The organism is Sinomicrobium sp., from assembly GCA_029266035.1.
Lineage (GTDB): Bacteria > Bacteroidota > Bacteroidia > Flavobacteriales > Flavobacteriaceae > Sinomicrobium.
The window spans coordinates 34,251-55,098 of the sequence record JAJUFH010000001.1; the positions used below are offsets into that span (position 1 = coordinate 34,251).

Genomic DNA, 20,848 nt, shown 5'->3' on the forward strand with positions numbered 1-20,848 from the left:
GCGGGCTGTATAAGTATTGACAATTTACCGATACAAACAAGGGGAACGGTATGATTACCATTCCCCCAATCATATTTGATTTGTTTGTTAAATAGAAAAACGGACAGCCGTGATTACACCCATTCGTTAGTGTGATTTCCGCCTCCACAATCCAACATTCTACAAGATACCGTAAAGGTTTCTGTAAGCGGATTGTCTCCGTTGTGATCAAAATTCTCCTTGTATTTCACCATATAGCCTTCGGTAAACTTCATCTCCTTCAGCTTGGCATCAGTATCCCGCTTCAGGTAGGTTATGGTTCCGTTTTTACGTTCAAAATTGTTGGTCATCCACTCGTAGAAAAAAGAGTCTCCGGTAGATTCAACGGTAAAGTTAATGCGACCTCCACGAGTTACAGATGAAGGGCGCCCTGTGGCATCTACTTCTTGTGCCAAATCGTAACTGACGTTCAAGATATTTACTTTCTTGCCGCCAACCTCTAGTGTTGCTTTAAATGACATAATACTTAAAATTTAAATAATTAAGGTTAAATAATAAAAAAATACCAAATCAAATATTGAGTTAAAGAGTATGCAATATATGACACAATGAGGTTTTATGCAAAAATAAATATTAAAAAAATGTTTTCTTTTTGCAATCTTATAGAAGTTATTTCATACGAACCTTCCTGTTTTCCTACATTTTTAGAGGTGTAACACACTTGTACACCTGTAATGAAATAACCAAAATATCATAGGTCCTCCTTGTCTCATGAGCAATTTTCCCAAAAGGGAATGGTTTTATTCGTCAGATTGCTGTGGTATAAATTTATATCAATAGTCAAATACTGAACAAGATAACCTTATAATTACGGAAAGGAGGCTGTCTAAAAACTAAGGCAGCCTCTTTTTTATTCAGGTATTCCGTATCTTGCCGAAATATTACAATCAATATAAAACCCTGAAAATGGTCTTGAATTTGCTATTCCCAATTCATTCCCAATTTGCTATTTTCCTTTGTGCTGTCCATATGGGAAATCACAAAGTATTCCCCTTTGTTTAATGAGTATTTTAGAATTGAGCTAAAAAATTAACTTTTTCAACTAATACACCCTTATGAAATTTACCTTATACACCGCCTTGTTTTGCTTGTTAGTCTCCTCAGTCCATGCTCAAATCATTCCTCCCGGACTCGGAAGGACTGTCGACACTTCTTCTTGGCTCGCTGTAGGGATTAAACAAGACCTCAATGCCGAGAAGGGTATAGTATCGACCACCTATGCGGGTTTGGGTAGTGTAAACGGTTATGACGACGACAATCCTTTTGGAAGAGCGATGATCTATGTGATCAACCAAGAAATAGAACATCATTTTGCAGAGCGGTGGAAGTATTCTGGGGCCATTAGCTACCGTTGGCAAAACCAATTTTACGATGTCTCCCCCTACGATCACCGCCAAGAAATAAGGCTATCCGGGCGCTACGCCTACCTCGTCCCGGGTACATTCACCAACTTTGCATTTACTTTCCGCCCCGAACTGCGATTGTTCTATACTCCAGAATTTGATCCCTACAAAAACAAAGCACAATTCCGAACTCGTTTTGCCGCAAAAATGACGGTAAACCTCAGCGCAGATAAAAGCAAAAAACTGGTTACTACGGCAGACTTTCTGTTTGCTACCAACAAGGAGGAAAAATGGGGAGTTTGGGAATACAGCGAAAGTAGGTTTTCCGTGTATTACTCCCACGGTTTACCACAACGGGATATCACCTTTAACCTCGGCTATATGAGCAACCCTATGGGAAAAGACTTTGACCATGTAGGCCATTATTTTGGCTTTGATATGATAGTGAAAAATCCCTTTGGGAAGAAGTAGTTTTTAAGTGGAGAACACCTCACATCTCAACACTTTTATGGTCTAGCATTCGGAAGCAGCAAGTGCGCCGAAAATTGCATTCTTTTGCTCACGATGATTTACAGGCAATAAATGTAAATTCAATAACTACCCTAAAACAAAGTACAGCCCAAAATCAGCTCTAATTTCTGATAATTGCTACTCCAAAAGGCATAATCGTTCAGCACCTCTCTTGAAGTTTGAAACCTCAGCTCTACACTGTAGCGATCGCGAAACTTATAGCCTGCCCCGATAGCCAGATTGTTGCGCCCTTTTACATCTAGGGTATTCAAAACAGAACTGTCGACTCTTTTAAGTTCCATAGATCCGTCCATATTGACATCCATAACATAAAAAGCATTTACAAATAGTTTAGACTGTTCATTGAGAAAAAAATAATGCCGTAGTCCAATCGGGATTTCCAGAGACTTGTATTCCATGTCTACTTCCAATATTCCCCCAGACACATTTTCGGCAGCTACGGCTTTGTCGGTTTTGTACATCTGATAGGTAGGTTCCAGTACCAAAGCCCATTTGCTCTTATTAAACGGCAAGACAAATTCTGCCTCCAACCCCAGTGCAAACCCCGTTCGACTACCCAAGTCTATTTCTCCATACGAAGCTTGCTCATTATCTATCCCTAGAGAACCACTGAAAATACGAGGACGCACAGTTAGGTTGAAATCCCCCCGCTTGTGGTTCTTATCGTAATTCACAAAACCCGCATTCACACAGGTATTATAATCGGTAAACAAGGATATCAATTCCGACTTTCTGTACCTTATCGCATTGATACGCTCCATTTTTAGGTCATCGCACTTCAAACCTCCCCACAACTGTCGTCGAAATTCGGCATTTGCACCCACACCACTATCGGGAATACGATACTTCTTGTAAATCAGTGGAACCATCTCCTCACTGTCTGTACTGTAGTAAAACCTTATCAGATTTCTCTCTACATATTGGTATAATGAAGCCTTTCCCTCTACCAATACTCTGAGAAATAGCTGTTCTTCTTCAAAAACGGCATCTTTACTTTCGGAAAGAGAGGTCAGCATATCACTGGATCAGTCAATTTTTACGGTGGCTCTTAAGTATTTGTACTCACCGTTGATGCCAAACTCTCGTACAGCTGTAATATCGGCCTGATGTATTTCTCCTTCCCTGTCTTTTTTGTACACAAAGCCGAAGGGATTATTACGCCAGTCAATGTTTTTTATAAAGCAGTGGTTTTTCTCTCCATTGTTATCTATAAAATAACCTTCTTCAAATCCTATCTGGGAATAACCAGAAAAAAATGACACTGCAACAAGTAAAAAGAATAATTGTTTTTTCACGGTGGTGTTTTGGTTAGTTGTACAAAGTTTTCTCCGAAACTTTCTATCCGGCTCCTTTTACTCTTCAACACTTTTTCTATTGGCCAGCAAAGACCATATCACAGCCAAGGCCAATACCGAGCCGATAATAGTCAGAGAGACCGTAGATTCAAAATGATAGAAAGGCATAATCAGCATTTTTACTCCGATAAAGGTCAAAATCACTGCCAAACCGTAATGTAATTTGGAAAACATATCCATCGAATTTGCCAGTAAGAAGTACATAGAGCGCAGCCCTAATATAGCAAATATATTGGATGTGTACAATATAAAAGGACTGTCGGGTGCTATGGCAAAAATAGCGGGGATACTGTCTACTGCAAAGACCAGATCGGTGATTTCTATAACCACCAGAGCAACAAACATAGGGGTTACCATTTTAATCCCATTCTGAACGGTAAAAAAACGATCCCTGTCGAACGCTTTACTCACCTTAAAGAATTTATGCACCAAACGCACTCCTATATTTTTGGAAAGATCGCCCTCTTCTTCTTCGGGATTATCAGACGATTTTGCCGACTTAATTCCGGCAAAAATCAGGAACAACCCAAATATGGTTAGTACCACATTAGGTCTAAAAAATTCGTTGGTGACAAAATTGGCATGCTCTGCGGTTTCGATATCCAAAACAAAGTTTAAACTACCTACACTAAAAGCTGGCAAATAGGTCATTTTTATCAACTCTACTCCTGCAAAAATAAAGATGGCTCTAAAGAACAAGGCTCCCAATATTCCCCAAAACAAGACTTTGTGCTGATAGTCTTTGGGTATTTTAAAGAACTTAAACACCAATATAAACACAAAGAGGTTGTCTACAGACAATGCCTTTTCAATCCAATAAGCCGCCTGATACTTAGAAAAATTATCCGTAATACTGTAGGGTCTGTCCAACACCCAGTACACCACTCCGCTAAAAATCATAGAAAGCGCAATCCAAACCAGTGTCCAGGAAAGAGCTTCTTTGTTTGAAATAGTATGACTTTTCTTGTTGAAGACTCCCAAATCCAACAACAACATCACAATTACTGCAATAGCAAACCCTGCAATTAACCACGGGTGGTTTATCAAATGATCGTCGGGCAATTTCCCCATTTTAGTTCTATTTATCGGTTAATTTTACTACCTGTTTCTTTGCTTCTTCTCAGTTGTTTAAAGTTTTTGGCTATTCATAAACACTTCTAATTCTGCATTCGACAAATATGCGATTTTTCCGTTTAGTTCAAAAATATACAAGGGTTTTTCACTATAAGTATTTAAACTTGACACTATCGCCAGTGTTCGTGCCCAAGCTTTATCCTCTAATGATATAACAACCGTTAATTTTTTTTATATTTATGCTATCTTTTGTAGTAACAACACCAATTCCTTCAAGCCTGAGGGAAATAAAAAAAATATGAAAGACAAGAAGATATACGACAAATTTACCTCATCACAGCTATGGCAGCTCAAGAAAGGTGACGAACGCGCCTTCGACAAGCTGTACCACACCTATAAAGGACAGTTGTATGGAAATCTTCTCAAGATTGTAAAGTCGGAAGAAATAGCCGAAGAATTACTGCAAAAAGTCTTCATTAAGGTCTGGCAAAAACGCGGTGATATAGACCCCAAAAAAAACGTGGAAGCCTACCTCTTTCGCATTGCGGGCAATATGGCGATAGATTTTTTCAGAAAAGTAGCTAACGACCGCAAACTCGAAGCAGAGCTCATCGCTACTTCTACCGCCAATTACACACATATAGAAGAAGGACTCTTTCACCGTGAAACTACTGAATCGCTGTCGTATGCCATAGAAAGATTACCACCTAAACGCCGCAAAATATTTGAGCTGGTAAAACTGGAGGGCAAGACTTATGAAGAGGTGAGCAATATGCTAAATATATCCACCTCAACAGTAAACGATCACATCGTAAAAGCCACCCGCACCGTGAAGGAATACCTCATCTTCAAGGGAGACCTCGCTGGAATTATTCTTATCTCACTTTTCCTGTAAAAAATACTCGCAAAGTAAATCACCCCAGTTCACAATATCCTCCCCCCATTCTCTGATTTGTACAAAATAAACGAGCATCCCTTCCATCAATCAAAGTAAACACCTGCCGGAGTACCCACCCTTACAGTTAAGTAATACCTGCTATCCCTACGACTGATGAGTCGCAAAAGCTGAAGAGATCCGGATCGTCCCACTGGAACAATAGTCACTCCCTCTTCCGGGAAGATATACTCCATAAACTCAAGAACCTCGTCAATATACGGTGCTGCATTGCTACTCGAAGTCCCATCTGGTGTAATGACAACATGGCTCTCGTCTATTTTTTCTGCTTCATAGCGGTAAGCCATCCACCCCGAATCACCGTCGGGCATAACGTATCGGAATTGCACTGAAGACGGACCAAAGCCACTGTTGTTATTGTACAACTGCAGATTGTAGGTATCTGCCCCTACAGAGGCTTTCAACGCTGTATAGGCTTCGAGGAGCAAGGGGCTGTAAAAATCCTCAGCCGTAGCTAAAGTAGAGGCGTAAAACCGCTCATCTCCTCCCTCTTGTAAGAAGAAATCGACCATACCTTGATAGGGAAATGCCGGAATATGTGCCACTTCGATCTGTCCTGTACCTGCAGTACCCGCAGAGGTAATCTCAAGAGTATTCTCATCCGATTCGCCAAAATAGATCTCAGATACTTCTACCGAACCCGATTGCCAGGGCTCAGACAGGCGTATGCCGTTGTTTGGCAAATTGGAATACACAAAGTCCTTGCTCACAATTTCGTGCTCTTCCGACTCCCAGCTCAACCGAAGTTGCTGTGTGTTAATATCGAGTTCCCAAAAAGCCGAAATATTCTCTAATATGACATTTTTGAAATAAGCCGACGAATTTTGGTTAAACTCGTACAGCAATCTGGAAACCGACGACTTAGCTATAACCTCATCTCTCATCTCACTATCGGCTTGCTGTAAGCTAAACTCTTTTTCAGTATTATTTCCCAAAACGTGCGTGAGTGTCATATTTCCATCGTCTTCAGGTCGTATCAAAAACTCAAAACTGCCCTCCGAATTTTGTGCAAGAACACTCCACACCGAATAGGTATCAAATATCAATTCGGGACGTATAACGCCGGCAATGCGATAAGTAGATTCCATCTCGTCGTAAAAACCGTACATATCGGAGATGATCTTCACTTTTCCATCTTCAGAAAAAGTCATGTGTACAGACACTAAAGGGGAGCTATCTATAGGCTGATACTCAATATACCAGCCATTGGGTGCAGCGACCAGCAACTCCTGATATTGCTGTTGCAAATCTGTAAGCCTTGCGGCTTCGTCGGGAATGACATTCTCGTGTTCCAAATCTTCACAGGCGGTAAATGCCGAAAAAAAGAGAATCGCAATTACAAAAATTCTTTTCATAATAATATTGTTATTGCCTGTCTGCTGACAGTTACAAGTTTATACTTTTCTAGCTACTAATCGAATACCAAACTGCGTTGGGCAGCCACCTGGTGAACGTAATTCACCCAAATTCTACTGTCTTTTTTGCTTACTAAGCGATAACGCGTAGTCGTCCCTACTCGATAGGGTACCACTGTTACTCCTTCTTCGGGAAAGATTTCCCTATAAAAAGCTTCGTAGTCATCTCTAACCCCGGTATTCACCACATTTGAGGAGGCATTTCCTGTCAGCTCAAACTGCAGTACATTGTCTTCTAAGACCGGTTCGACTACAGTATGTGACAGGAGGTAAAACGAGTTTCCTCCTTCGGATTTTCGAGAGCTCAGCTGAAGCGAAGGCGTACTTGTTGGACTGCTTTTAAAATAGAGCTGCAAATTGAATCGTTCGTCTACCAAATCGGTGGTTTTATCCCTAAACACCTCTCGCAATTCGCTTCGTAGCGATAGTGTTTCAGTAGAAAAATAATCGTCGGTATTTGCTGTGTACAACAAATTGCTACTACCTATATAAGTGTATAATGCCGCTGCCGCAGTTTGCGTTCTATCGGCTACATTGGTATACAGATATGGAGCCTCGTGACTGTAACCTATCGACCCAGATCCCGTATTTCCCGCACTGAGAATTTCCATACTTACATCGCCAACTTCTCCCAATTTCAATGTATCCACCTTTAGACTTCCGTATTCAATGGGCGGGTTAAATATTATCCCTTCTGGGTAGAAGGTATAGTTTACCGCTGTGGTTGAAGGTGGAGACAAAGGAGTTTGCTTATAGGTGAGTTCTAAGGAACGATTTACAGTGTCTAGTTCGTTTACTGCTGCCGAAAAATTTTCTGTTGTAAGATTGTAGAAATAGAAATCAGATTCTATAGCCACAAAATCTCTAAATTTACTCATAGTTTCCTGTGAGAGCCGTTCCTGTTCTTCTTCCCAGGCAATTAGATCTAATATATCTTGAACCTGATTGTCGAGCTGCCTAAGGCTTTCTTCATCAGCTTTTTTCAATGTAAAGACAATATCGTTATACCCATCAGAACGTGTCAATTCAAATTCTTCCCGGTCTTCTACATAATTGATCTTGAATTTTTTTGAGCCGTTGTGTTCATCGGCCAATGCGGTAAACACAGTGGTGTCGTCAAAAACCACAATCGGTTGATAGGCACCTTCATAGTGATAGCTCTTTCCACTTTGCCGTGTATGAAAACCTCTGTATCCAGAAATCAGTTCTAATGCTCTATCGGGCTGAAACCACAGCTGTATATAAACGGAATCATTATAGGCCTCTGGTTTGTATACCAGCACCCAGCCCTCTGTTTCAGCGGTCAGTATCTCGTCGTAAGTTTCGGCAATTTCAGCTATATCTTCAGCCTCGGCACGCGGGGGTAAGTCGGTAGTCTCATCCTTACATCCCCATATTCCCACAATAGTTAAGGCGAGGCATACCAGTGTCGCCCACTGCGAGATTTTATTAAAATGGTCTAATATTCGTTTCATTTTGAGTTGGTATAGTTTGATAATTTAATGTGACTTCAGGCTTGCTGTGCGACACCAACGCGATTGCGCTGTCATAGCGGTTTTGCATAGCCCTCACTTTTTAAGACGGGGAATCACTCTTCTTCAAGATCGTCTAAAATCTGCTGCAGATAAACTTGTAACTCGTGAATATCAATCCCTCTATCCAAGTAAAAATTATAAACCATCTGATATTTCTGGTTCAAAAGATCATTGGCCGACACGATTTCCAACACCTCCTCTTTGGGGTTGGTTACCAAACCATCTACCCAGGTTGCAAAGTCTTCAGACTCGTTGGTCATCCCGTAGTTTCTCCAAAATCCCCTTTCGCGAGCTTCGGCTTGGCTAAACACATTATACGCTGTTCCACCGGCATACAGACCAGTAGACACCTTATCAAAACCTATGGGGCGTCCGTATATCTTGTCTAATACATGAGCCATTTCGTGGTGCAGAGTGGCATATTGACCTCGCAACCAAGAAGGGTTGTTCAGGTCGTAACCGTTAACTCCGGTGATTATAATCCTGCTCAATCCATAGGCGACACCAGATGCGCTAAAGTTGCGCTCATCTCCTTCTACATAGTTCAGAGAAGTTCCAAACATCACCATCTCTATAGGCATGTGTTCACGCATAAAATCTGTTTTCTGCCGTTCGTAGGGGGCTATATACAATTTGCGAATAACATTGTTTATGTAGGGCAGTACCATATCGTGATCAGGTGGAGCCGCAAAGGCATCGGCCGATTTATAGCGTCTGTCGTAACGATAAATAATCTTCGACTGATACTCCTGCAGTATATTGTATACGGCAAGCTCTGTAGGATCGGTAGGAACCTCAGCTTCTTCATAGGGTTCATACGGTATGGCGTCTTCTTTTTCGCAAGCCGTAAACAGTACAAACAGTACCGCACTTGCCACGAGCAATCGGCATGGGCTTTGCAATATATTATATGGTGATTTCATCGCTTAAAATTTTAAAGGTTTAAAATACGACTACCTCGGATTGGGTTCCATTTCCGGGTTGGCCGACAACTCAGCTGCCGGAATTTGCACCAGTCTTCTCGGATCGTCGGGGAGTAAGTATATCTCCTTGGTACCATCCCAGTGTGTCACGGGAATTTCATATCGCTTAACATCAAACCAACGATAACCTTCATAACACAGTTCTCTGTTTTTTTCGTCTAGTATTTTTGCGATCATCGCCTCTTCTGTAGGGTAATCTTCCACCTTCAATTTATCCGCTTCCTCAAAGGGTCTCCACCGCTGCTCCAAAATTCGGTTGAGGATATCAATGGCGTACTGAAAATCGGGATTTTCCTTTCGAACCGCGGCCTCTGCGGCATTGTAAAGCACCTCTTCCACCACAAAAAGACCTACATCCGAATACGATTGCGCCCCGGCTACAGCCCTGAATTTACGAACCATAAAATTGGGAGTCTGATTTGACCAGCGTGTAAAAATACGTCCGCGTACATCCTTCTCATTAAAGGTCTCTCTGTACTCATTGGCATATAGACTTCCTCTGAAATAGGAATTCCACTCCAAGGTGTATTGCACCAGTAGTATATTGTTGTTTCGAGTATCGAAATATCGCTGGGCAAACTGCGCGTAATCTCCTGTGGCAAAATAGGTGTCAAAATCTGAAAACAAATCGCGTATGCTGTTGTTCAGTTTAAAAACTTCCTCACTGTGATAAAGCGATTTTTCCCAGTCGCCTTTAAACAAATAAAGTCTTGACAAAAAGGCGTGGATGGACGCCTTAGACCAGTGGTACTTTGGCACCTCCATAAACTCTTCACGTATCAAATCGAGTGCTTTGAGAGCGTCTTCTTCCGCTTTGTCGTACACGTATTGTACATTGTCTCGTTTGTAAGACCTACCGGGTTCTTTTTCGGTTTCCAGTGCATAAGGCACTCCGGGATCGGTACTGGCAGTGGCTTCGTCGTAATGTTTTGCAAAAATATTGACCAGCATAAAGTGGCTATACGCCCTGTTCATATAGGCCTCTCCTTTAACCGACTGACGCAGGGCATCGTCGCCCGTAGCCTCATCGATACCTTCAAGTACTACATTGGCCAGGTAAATATCGTTGTAATAATTACGCCAGGCTGCTTCGGGAGTAATCGAATTGTTGATGATATACTGGTCAGACCACAAGTACAACGGTCTGAGCCAGGAAGTGATATTGGCGTGATTGTAATCGGGGTAGTCGTAATAACGCACATTTTCTGTATACAATTCCATAAACATGTGATATGCTCTTGGATAACCTTCTGTAATCACGGCCTGATAATCTTCTACCGTACTCAATCGCACCCTGTTGTCCGGATTTTCTTCCAGATACTTCTCGCAGCCGCACAGCAACAGTATCAAGGCTGCAAGGGGAGCTAAATGATATGTTTTCAATATTTTCATCTTTTCCATTTTTCTTAAAAATTAACATGCAGTCCAAGGGTGTAACTGCTGGTTACCGGCATCAATACACCCGATACTATAGCCTCGGGATCTTGTCCTCTTAGGTTGGGATCTGCCCACAGAGCAAGATTCTGAGCCTGAGCAGTGAGCTTAAAGCTTTCCAGTCCAAGCCACTCGGTGACTTTTGATGGAAAATCGTAACTCAACATCACATTCTTAAAGCGTATAAACGAACCGTCCACGACACGTATATCGCTTCTGTTGTACGCGGTAAAGGGATCGGCATTGGCTTGTAACAGCTCCGAACGAGTTTCTTGTTCTATAATTCTAGGTACATTCGTATATCGTTCATCTCCGGGGGTGGTCCACCTGTTTGCCAATTCGGCATCCAAGGCCATTACATCGGAATAATAGCGTTGGAAGAAAGGATCGAGCCTGATCTTATTGCCATAAGAATAGGTGAGCAAGAAAGAGAGATTGAGATTTTTATAGCGAAACTGATTGGTCAATCCTCCCGATCCGAGAGGCTCTCTACTTCCTTCGTATTTCAACATATCCAGATTGGTGGTGTATTTAGAGAAAGAATTAGACATATTACCACTTGCCGTGTAAAACAGCGGCAGTCCGTCTCCATCCAATGTGGCAAACTTAAAAGAATAAAGTCCGGTTACCGGTTTTCCTACCATAGGCGCCCCCTGATTTACCGTTTGCCGGAGTACGCCATTGGTCAATTGCAGGCGGGTAACCTCATTTTTGTTATAGCCAAAAGTAAAAAGGGTGTTCCATTGAAAGTCGTCGGTTCGTATGTTTGTAGTATTCAAAGTTATCTCAATCCCCTGATTGGTCATATCTGCCCAATTCATAGTTTTTCGGGAGAATCCACTTACTCTCGACACCTCCATATTACCAATCAGGTCGTAATTAGAACGGTGATACCACTCTAAAGTAGCCTGTACACGCGAAAACAGACCAAATTCTACAGCTATATTTGCCATTTTTTCCTTTTCCCACTGCATAAAGGGATTGTCGGGTGCAGATATAGTAATAACGTCTTCTATATTATTGGGGTCAAAACGAGTAGTTGTCCCGTAATACGCCAGTATTTCAGGGCTACCCAAACCGCTGATATTACCTCGGGTACCATAAGACCCGCGCAGTTTCAAATAGTTTATCCACTCTATATCTTGTATAAAAGGTTCGCTGTCCATATTCCAGCTTGCACCTACCACCCAAATGGGTAAAAAACGGAACTTTTCAGATGCTCCTAAGCGGTTAGATCCATCGGCTCGGGAAGATAAGGTGATATTGTATTTATTGCGATAAGAATAAGCTAGATTGGCAAAAAAGGAGGCTTCTCTATAGGTGTTTACTCCCATACTGTAGTAAGGAGAACCACTTCCAGACAACTGGTCACGTTGTATGGCCCTGTAGTCTGGACTCGCAGTCATACCCCGATAATATTCAAGACCATAGCCTGTAAAACCGTAAGTATTATACTTTTTCTGTTTGATTTCGGAGCCTGCCATCAAATCAAACACGTGTTTTTCCTTAATTACCGGTTTGTAATTAATCGTATTTCGGAGAGTATAGAATTCTCCGAGGTAATTATCCACTATCGCAATTCCTCCGCGAGGCAATACGGATATGGGAAACTGACTATCGTCGAAGGGATCGTTGTACAATCTGTTGTTAGCGCCGCGAATGGAAGGGTTTTGCATGGCTCGATAGCTCTCGGCAACATTGGAAAGCTCGGTAGATATATGCTCGGAATGTGCCGATGTACTCCGCGCGGAAATAATGGTTGCAAAATTCAGATTATCAGTAATTTTCCACAATCCGTCGATCTGGAAGCGAATTTCTTTGAGCTTGACATCCACAAAATTATTGTCCATCTCGTGAATAATATTGAAAGGAGCGAAATTTGACTGATAGTATTCCAAACCACCTTCATCATTGTAAGGGCGCATAGCTCTACTGGTGGTACGCGCATAGGTATAGGGGTTGATGTCGTAGGCGCGCTCCGTGATACCACCTATGTTTTCAGTTTCGTCAAAAGTTCCGAAAAGCCGCTGGTTTCGGATAGAACCGTATAAGGTTCCGGTAAGGGTAAATTTATCCGAGAGATTAAAAGTTCCTTTAAAACTTCCACTAAAGCGGTCAGTATATTGATTTCTCGTCTGTCCGTTGTCTCTGAAATAGCTTGCAGACATATAGTACTGCGCCTTTTCTGTACCTGTACTCACGCTTACACTGTGTTCGTGAGTCAGTGAATTTTTAAACAGTTCGTCAAACCAATCGGTATTGTAGGTCTTTGCTCTCTGTATCTCGTCGTAGTACTGATTCCAGGTAATCTCTTTGCGAGACAATTGGTATAGTAATTTTCCAAACGCCCCGTAAGTGCGGTTGAGATCGGTAAAATCGACCAGGTTCTTTTGATAAAGTTCTTCTGAAAACTCCATTCGCTCTTTGGAATTCATCACATTGAAGCTTTTGATTGTAGGCTTCATTGCTACGCTAAAATTATTTTTATAGCTGACCGTAGTTTTCCCGATTTTTCCTTTTTTGGTAGTCACTACAATAACCCCGTTTACAGCCTGTGTACCGTACATAGCGGTAGCGGAAGCGTCTTTTAAGATCTGGATGTCTTCAATATCATCTGGATTGATTCCACTGATGGCCGAGCTCAACATGGTAGCGGCATCTCCCGAATACAACTGGTTGGGATTTACATTTACAGGATCGTCTAGCACTACACCGTCTACCACCCACAGGGGTTCTTGATTTCCACTGATAGACGAATTACCTCGAATACGTATTTTAGATTTGGTTCCGAATGTACCGCTGGTATTCTCTACGGCCACCCCTGCAACCATTCCCTGTAGAGATTTCCCTACATCCGAGATTCCTGCAGTGGCCATAGTTTCAGTATTTACCTTACCTACCGAACCGGTAAATGTTCGTTTATCTATGGTTTGATACCCCGTAACCACCACTCCTTCCAATTCTGAAATATCTTCTTCCATGGTAATATTGAGTATGGCTTCTTGGACTGCAATTTCCTGAGAGCGCATTCCCAAGTATCTAAATACAAGAACATCACCTTCTTTAGCTACTATGGTATACTTACCGTCAAAGTCGGTTGTGACACCCCGTGTCGTTCCTTTTACCAAAACGCTTACACCGGGAATAGGAACCCCATCGGCATCGGTCACCAACCCTGTCACCTCTTGTTGCTGAAGAGGTCGATCTTCTACTACCTCATCAGCATTCCCTTCTGTTTTAGGAGCCTTACGGATAATGATCTCGCTGTCCATAGCCCTGTATTCATAGGCTCGAGGAATAAGTAGCGTGTCTAACACACTTTTGAGAGATTGCCGCTGCATATCGAGAGTAATACGGTCGGGGTCTTTAACGATAAGACCACTGTACATCATAGGAATGCCCGTGCTTTGCTGAAGCGCGTCTAAAGCGTCTTTAAGAGACACATTTTGTACAGTAATGCTTATCGGACGCTCCAAAATAGGTTGTCCGCTCACTCGTTTAGCGGGCAGTGTAAAGGCACTGCAATAAAATATGCAACTCGCAATAAATGTCCAACGCATAAGCTTGGTAATTAAAGACAGCCACTGTTGCCAAAACGGACACCAATAGGCCGTTCCTTTTGAGAAGTCCTTTTTTTTCATACTTTTATGGTGTTAAACACCGGTGGGTATATACGGTTTTCCAGGCCTGCGATATACTACCGGTTAAGTTTGCAGTCTCTCTCTGTAGTCACAGGGAGAGATTTTTATTTTTCCGACGATTTTTATGTCAGCTTAGCTCCTTTTTGATTTAAGGATGATCCGTATTTCGAAGTCTCACGGATAGCTGTCGGTGGTAAAAGTGTTTTGGTTTCATATCGTTTTGGTGTTAATTTTATGGTTATATAGATATACTGATTGTCACATTACTCCACATCCATTTCCTTTAAAATAAACGGTCTTCCCTTTTTTTTGCATTGTCGCATTGACGGTAATGGCCATTTTTTCTAAAAAGTGATACACGTCGTCCTCCGGTTTTTTGGTACCGTAAAAAGTACAGTTAGTGAGTTGTCCCTCTACTTTTAGAATTAAACCGTATTCTCTTTTCATATCGGATAGGATATTTTCAACCGGGACTCCTCGGTATTCAAAAACGCCTTCCCTTCTCGCCAACATCACAGAAGCATCAGGAGCTTCTTCCTTGACCAGCGATTTTGTTTCCCCATCAAACACAGCCCTTTGATCGGGATTTAGCAATACCTCTACTTCTCCCTGTTGTTCCTTATCGGCTACTACCCTAACCCTTCCGGTAACTACAGTAACCGAGAGATCTCTTTCATAGGCTTGTACATTAAAAGAAGTTCCCAATACCGTAGTATTTACCTCGCCTGTGTGAATCACAAAGGGGTGATCTTTATCTGCTGCCACCTCAAAAAAAGCCTCGCCTTTTAGCGTCACCTCCCGTTGTGCCCCGCGAAAACTATTGGGGAAACTCAGCGAACTTTCCGGACCGAGCCATATCACAGAACCATCGGCGAGCTGAAATTGCTGTCGATCGCCGCTTTTGGTATTTACATATTGCATTTCTACGGGATCGATAAGCTCGTAAAGTTCATCTCGATACATCCAACCCAGCCCCACAAGAACGGCTATACTCGCAGCAATTGCAATGACTCTTCTTATCTTGTATATGCTTTGAGCTTTTTTGTCGGCTTTAATACTTGTCCGTATTTTTCGATGGCTTCTCTCAAAGAATGCCTTCCCCTCAGTATTCTGTTCAAAATCGCTAGATACAGGGCTGCGGAGTTGCTCTTCGATAAGCCTGTACAACTGCCCCCTGTCTTCTGTCTTAAAATACTGCAGGAGCTGCCGTACTTCCTGAGGAGAACAGCGATTATCCAAATAGCGGAAAAATATTTCTCTGAGTTGATCTTTGCTTTTCAATTGCACAAGTTTTACGCCACCGTTTAATAGTAATACGTGTGAAAAGCAGCTTACATCGGCTCTGAAAAAATATTTTTTTGATTTTTTTATCACAGGTAAATCACTGGAAATAAAATCGTCAGATCTCCTAATGCTATCTATATATAAAAATACGGGAGCATTTCTTATTTCATACCTTGAAATGCTCCCGCGGCAATCCCTTAATTAAGGAGTATATCTATATTTCTAAAACGAAAGACTAAACCCTAGTCTTATATTGCGCCCTAGGGTAGTATAGCCTACCAGCTCTAAATAATCTTCGTTAAACAGATTGCTGATATTGGCAAACAGCTTCATACGGCCATCGAGAATACTGTGGCTCAGATACAAATCGAAAAGGGAAAAACTGTCCATCGCTATCCCTCCGGCATCGGTTCGGTCACTGAGATACTGGTAGCTTACAGACGCAAAGGTATGCTCGTCTACATTAAAACCGGCAGTGGCATTTACCTTGTGTTTGGGAATTCGCAGCGCCAGCTGATCCCGATTTTCTGTAAAAGTGTAATTTGCATCCAACTGTATAAAATCTATAGGCTTTACCGAAAATTCAGTCTCTACTCCGTTTACGGTATAGCGCTCATCTATATTCACATAGCCTTCGGTTCCGTAAAATATAAAGTTTTTTTCCTCGCGGTTAAAGTAAAGCGCACTCAGTCGCATAGTTCCCTCCTTCCATTCCAATCCTCCCTCCAAGGTGCGGTCTTCTTCGGGTTTAAGATCTGGATTGGCTCCAAACTGTCCGTACAATTGCGATAGATTGGGTGCGATATACGATGTGCTAAAAGATCCCAATACTTTGACATACCCATCTTCCTTAAGTGACAGCGTATACGAAGGGTTCAAATTGTAGGTGAAATGTGTTCCGTATTCGCTGTGGTTATTCAATCTCGCTCCTGCATTCATATTGAGTCCAAAGCCGGATACCCACACCACATTGGCATAGGGATCGACTATGGTAAAATCTCTATCTGAATCGAATTCTGCCTCATTGTGGATATAATTGACACCCAACACCGTATAAAACTTATCGTTAAAATTGTATTTGTTGTACACATCGGCCACCAAACTATTGGCGTTGTATACCGCGGGATAATCAGACAAAATCTCTCGCTCAATCTTGTTATACGCTATACTTCCCTGTAGGCTACCATTAGTATAAGTAAACTTGGGAGCTATACCCGTACGGTATTGTTTGCTAATACTGCGGTCGTCGGTATCCACAAAACTGAAGCTGACATCATATCCATCGATATCGGCCTTGTATTTGTCGTAGTTTCCAAAAACATCCACAGAAAATCGCTCTGTCGCCTGATAACCGATTTTTACATTGGTATTAAAGCGAGAAAAAGCATCCCTTTCTGTACCCGTAGCTGCCACCGACAGTCCGTCGGCATACTGCTGTGCAAAACCTGCCTGATAACTCACTTTGCCCGAACGACCACCTATTGCAATACTGTTGGAAAAATCGGCAGGATTGTACTTCTGATCATCATGAGACTGATTGGTTCCTATACTCGATCGGAAAGTAGCCGACAGAGGTTTTTCGGAGGCTTTTTTGGTCGTAATATTAATAACTGCAGTAGCAGCTGCATTTCCGTACAATGTACTAGCTGCCCCCTTGACAATTTCTACGGAGGCAATCTGACTGATATCGATAAGCCTGAAATCAAAATCGGCTGCCGGAGCCGAGGGGTCAGATACCTGTACACCATCGATGAGCACCAGTACCTGTCGGTTAGATCCGCCACGGATGTAATACCCGAGATTTTGCCCGGCATTACTGCGGCTTCCACCAATTTCAATACCACTTTTAGTATTGATTACTTCGGCTAGGCTTTTGCCTTGGTTTTTTTCGAGTTCTTCCGCCTCGATTCTGATAACGGTTTTTCCTGAGTTTTCCCTTTTTATTTCAAATCGGGAATCGGTGACCACGACCTCGTCAAGCTGTTGCAGTTCTTGGGCTCTTCCAAATACACATAGACCCAGCATAACGGCCAGAGAAAGTGCTTTTTTCTTCATTTTTTACACGATAAAGACGGGAATACAGCGGTAATACCACCAAACTTTTTTTCCCGAAAGTCTGACTTTAGTTTTCTTTCCGGCAGGTCTCCTGACTTACGTCCTATTGTGAGCCTTCCCATTCCCAAAAGAACAGTGGCACAGCAGTGATCACAACAGGCGTCCCTATTTTCAGAGACAAAGTTTACAGTTGCGGGTACAGCTTGGGTCTTTCACCCAATTCCCTTTTCATCGGCAAAGCCGAACCGGATTGCGCGACGAATATACAAACTAATCCAAATATGCCGACTAATTTTCAGTTTAAAGTTTGAAGTACAATACAATGACGACCACCACAGCTACAGTCTCCATTCGCTACACCTCGGTATTCTACCTCCTCCAATTGCTGTAAATAGAACGAACTGTAACCTATGAGCTCACTTTTGTTATTTAACGACACAAAACAGGCATTTTGCAGCCTGTATTTCGAGGGTATTGGCTACATTTGTACCGTTCATACATACTATTTCCCGTTATAAGTGGGGTTGTTCTATATGTTTCTGGACTTCCCCTTAAAAAGGAACCGTGTGAAAATCACGGGCTGACGCGCAACTGTAAGTAACACTAAGTTACCGCCGCACCACAATCCATTGTCCGACAGGATGAGAAGGATGGCAGTAATGTTACGAGCCAGGAGACTTGCTTATAACGTAGAGACGTATGCTTTCGCGGTTTTGAAGCAGTAGTCGGGATATTTCAACGAGGCATTGTCTACACGGTATGACAAAATGCAACTCTGTTTTTGTATATCCTCTCTTCTACGATTCTTCTAAGGCATACGGAAAAATAGTTGGTAAGGAACATTGATTTAATTGATGTTTAACTTAATGCTATTTTAAAAATGCAAAAAAACAATTTGGGCTATCCGCGTATCGGAGCCGGGCGGGAACTAAAAAAAGCCTGCGAACAGTACTGGTCGGGAAAATTGAATCGCGACGAGTTACTCGATGTGGCAGAAAGACTGCGACGAGAAAACTGGCAAGTACAACAACAGGCCGGAATCGACTTGATTCCTTGTAATGATTTTAGCTTTTACGATCAGGTGTTGGATATGTCACTCAGTCTGGGAGCCATCCCAAAAAGGTATAACCCGGTGCTCACGCAAAACCGAGACCATACCGAACTCGACCTCTATTTTGCCATGGCCAGAGGATATCAAAAAGGTGGAATCGACATTACCGCTATGGAAATGACTAAATGGTTTGACACCAACTACCACTATATTGTTCCGGAATTCTACAAAAATCAAAGCTTCAAAAAGTTTTCTTCCAAGATTACCGATCAGTTTTCGGAGGCTAAAAAATTGCTCGACAAAACTCCTAAACCTGTATTGATCGGACCTGTAACCTACCTCCTCTTAGGGAAAGAGAAAGAAGAGGGGTTTAATCGTATCGATCTACTAGACAGATTACTCCCTGTATATGTCGATTTTCTCCACGACCTCAAAGAGCTCGGTGCCGAATGGGTACAACTCGACGAAGCCTTTCTCTCCCTCGACCTCAGCGAAAAGGAAAGAGATGCCTATAAAACAGCATATGCCTACATCGCCAGAGAATGTCCGGAACTTAAAATTATGGTAGCCACGTACTTTGAAGCTTTGGGCGACAATACCACTCTGGCAACCTCACTACCTGTATCTGCACTTCACATCGATCTGGTTCGGGCACCACAACAGCTCGATGCTGTATTACAAGCGACACCTCATACACTATCCCTTTCTCTCGGTGTAGTAGACGGTAGGAACATATGGAAAAACGACTATAAAAAATCGCTTGACCTCATCGATAAAGCCATCGCTAAACTGGGTAAAGATCGCATCTTTATAGCTCCATCTTGTTCCCTGCTTCACAGTCCGTACGACCTCGATGCAGAAACGACCATAGCTCCCGAAATAAAAAACTGGATGGCCTTTGCTCGGCAAAAATTAAATGAAGTATCCGAGCTGTACAAAATAGTAGAAGGTGAGGTATCGCTGCTAAAAGAAAACAGTAAAGTTCATGAAGAGCGTCGCACTTCCGAAAGAATTCACAAAGTGGAAGTAAAATCAAGAGTTGACGGGATTACCGAAACCGATACCCTGCGAAAATCACCCTTTTCGGCAAGGCAGAAAGCGCAACAAGAACGCTTTGGACTGCCATTATTCCCCACCACCACTATAGGTTCGTTCCCACAAACTCCCGATATTAGAAAACTCAGAGCACAACTCAAAAAAGGGAGTATTACTCAACAAGAATACACCTCAAAGATTGAAGAAGCTACGATAGAAGCTATCAGAATACAGGAGGAGATAGGACTGGACATATTAGTACACGGCGAATTTGAGCGCAACGATATGGTAGAGTATTTTGGAGAACTACTCGACGGTTTTGTCTTTACACAAAACGGATGGGTACAAAGTTATGGCAGCCGTTGTGTAAAGCCTCCTATTATTTTCGGTGATGTAAGTAGACCTAACGATATGACCGTCCAGTGGAGTCGCTTTGCTCAAGAACACACCGACAAGGTGGTAAAAGGTATGCTTACCGGACCGGTGACTATACTGCAATGGTCTTTTGTAAGAGATGATCAGCCCAGATTTGAAACTGCTTTCCAGATAGCTCTCGCCATACGAGACGAGGTAATAGCCCTGGAAAAGGCGGGAATTTCTATGATACAAATCGACGAACCGGCCATACGAGAAGGACTTCCCCTACACAAAAAAGACTGGGATAAATATTTGGACTGGGCCATCAAAGCCTTCCGCATCTCTGCCAGTGGTGTAAAAGATGAGACCCAAATACACACCCATATGTGCTACAGTGAGTTTAACGACATTATAGGACATATCGCCGCAATGGATGCCGATGTAATTACTATAGAGACCTCCCGTTCGCAAATGGAGCTTCTGGAAGCCTTTTCTGAATTCAGTTATCCCAATGAAATAGGTCCTGGAGTCTATGATATACATTCGCCGAGAATTCCCACGGTAAAGGAAATGACTGCACTGCTCCAAAAAGCTACTGCCTTGTTGCCCATCGAAAACATCTGGGTAAACCCCGATTGCGGACTAAAAACTCGTAAATGGGAAGAGACTGAAGCCGCCCTTCGCAATATGGTTAGGGCTGCTGCTACCCTTAGAAAAGAAGTAAAACAAAGGGTGTAACTACCGTAGCACTACATAGGAAA

The 20,848-nt window shown here is 42.4% G+C and carries 14 protein-coding genes and 2 riboswitches; of the genes, 3 read left to right on the plus strand and 11 right to left on the minus strand.

What is annotated here, in order from left to right; translation table 11 throughout:
- Window positions 1-113: 113 nt before the first annotated feature.
- Window positions 114-500 (minus strand): type VI secretion system tube protein TssD, encoded by a 387-nt coding sequence (gene tssD / locus ACYZZR_RS00110; protein WP_461531954.1) that lies wholly within the window; start codon window positions 498-500, stop codon window positions 114-116.
- Window positions 501-1,094: 594 nt separating this feature from the next.
- Between tssD and ACYZZR_RS00115 the strand changes: the two genes are divergently transcribed.
- Window positions 1,095-1,853 carry a DUF2490 domain-containing protein gene (locus tag ACYZZR_RS00115; RefSeq protein ID WP_461531955.1) on the plus strand — a complete coding sequence of 253 codons (759 nt, stop codon included), beginning with the start codon at window positions 1,095-1,097 and terminating at the stop codon, window positions 1,851-1,853.
- A gap of 131 nt (window positions 1,854-1,984) precedes the next feature.
- On the opposite strand, the gene ACYZZR_RS00120 is transcribed toward ACYZZR_RS00115, so the two are convergent.
- The 3 genes from ACYZZR_RS00120 to ACYZZR_RS00130 are packed head-to-tail and all read right to left on the minus strand — an operon-like array spanning window position 1,985 to window position 4,339.
- A complete protein-coding gene (locus tag ACYZZR_RS00120) occupies window positions 1,985-2,929 on the minus strand; it encodes an outer membrane beta-barrel protein (protein WP_461531956.1) in 945 nt (314 codons plus the stop codon).
- A gap of 9 nt (window positions 2,930-2,938) precedes the next feature.
- A complete protein-coding gene (locus ACYZZR_RS00125; protein WP_461531957.1) occupies window positions 2,939-3,208 on the minus strand; it encodes a hypothetical protein in 270 nt (89 codons plus the stop codon).
- A 57-nt stretch (window positions 3,209-3,265) separates the two neighbouring features.
- Entirely contained in the window at window positions 3,266-4,339 is a 1,074-nt protein-coding gene (locus tag ACYZZR_RS00130) for a TerC family protein (protein ID WP_461531958.1), read from the minus strand.
- 301 nt (window positions 4,340-4,640) lie between these two features.
- Here ACYZZR_RS00130 and ACYZZR_RS00135 point away from each other — a divergent pair, with 301 nt between their 5' ends.
- Window positions 4,641-5,237, plus strand: coding sequence for an RNA polymerase sigma factor (locus ACYZZR_RS00135; RefSeq protein WP_461531959.1), 597 nt, complete (start codon window positions 4,641-4,643; stop codon window positions 5,235-5,237).
- 86 nt (window positions 5,238-5,323) lie between these two features.
- On the opposite strand, the gene ACYZZR_RS00140 is transcribed toward ACYZZR_RS00135, so the two are convergent.
- The 7 genes from ACYZZR_RS00140 to ACYZZR_RS00170 all read right to left on the minus strand — a co-directional run bounded on the left by ACYZZR_RS00140 (window position 5,324) and on the right by ACYZZR_RS00170 (window position 17,644).
- Complete coding sequence (locus tag ACYZZR_RS00140) at window positions 5,324-6,652, minus strand: DUF4302 domain-containing protein (RefSeq protein ID WP_461531960.1); 1,329 nt, start codon at window positions 6,650-6,652, stop codon at window positions 5,324-5,326.
- Between the two features lie 56 nt (window positions 6,653-6,708).
- Window positions 6,709-8,187: a DUF4302 domain-containing protein gene (locus ACYZZR_RS00145; RefSeq protein ID WP_461531961.1), complete on the minus strand. Its 1,479-nt coding sequence runs from the start codon at window positions 8,185-8,187 to the stop codon at window positions 6,709-6,711.
- Window positions 8,188-8,300: 113 nt separating this feature from the next.
- Window positions 8,301-9,170 (minus strand): substrate import-associated zinc metallohydrolase lipoprotein, encoded by an 870-nt coding sequence (locus ACYZZR_RS00150; protein WP_461531962.1) that lies wholly within the window; start codon window positions 9,168-9,170, stop codon window positions 8,301-8,303.
- Between the two features lie 30 nt (window positions 9,171-9,200).
- A complete protein-coding gene (locus ACYZZR_RS00155; RefSeq protein WP_461531963.1) occupies window positions 9,201-10,622 on the minus strand; it encodes a RagB/SusD family nutrient uptake outer membrane protein in 1,422 nt (473 codons plus the stop codon).
- Window positions 10,623-10,636: 14 nt separating this feature from the next.
- On the minus strand, window positions 10,637-14,305 hold the full coding sequence (locus ACYZZR_RS00160; RefSeq protein WP_461531964.1) for a SusC/RagA family TonB-linked outer membrane protein: 3,669 nt from the start codon (window positions 14,303-14,305) through the stop codon (window positions 10,637-10,639).
- Between the two features lie 258 nt (window positions 14,306-14,563).
- Complete coding sequence (locus ACYZZR_RS00165) at window positions 14,564-15,586, minus strand: FecR family protein (protein WP_461531965.1); 1,023 nt, start codon at window positions 15,584-15,586, stop codon at window positions 14,564-14,566.
- 225 nt (window positions 15,587-15,811) lie between these two features.
- Window positions 15,812-17,644, minus strand: a complete 1,833-nt coding sequence (locus ACYZZR_RS00170; RefSeq protein WP_461531966.1) for a TonB-dependent receptor plug domain-containing protein — start codon at window positions 17,642-17,644, stop codon at window positions 15,812-15,814.
- A gap of 64 nt (window positions 17,645-17,708) precedes the next feature.
- A riboswitch (cobalamin riboswitch) is annotated at window positions 17,709-17,909 on the minus strand.
- 234 nt (window positions 17,910-18,143) lie between these two features.
- Window positions 18,144-18,344: riboswitch (cobalamin riboswitch) on the plus strand.
- 180 nt (window positions 18,345-18,524) lie between these two features.
- On the opposite strand from ACYZZR_RS00170, the gene metE reads away from it, so the two are divergent.
- Entirely contained in the window at window positions 18,525-20,825 is a 2,301-nt protein-coding gene (gene metE / locus ACYZZR_RS00175) for a 5-methyltetrahydropteroyltriglutamate--homocysteine S-methyltransferase (RefSeq protein WP_461531967.1), read from the plus strand.
- The last annotated feature ends 23 nt before the right edge of the window (window positions 20,826-20,848 follow it).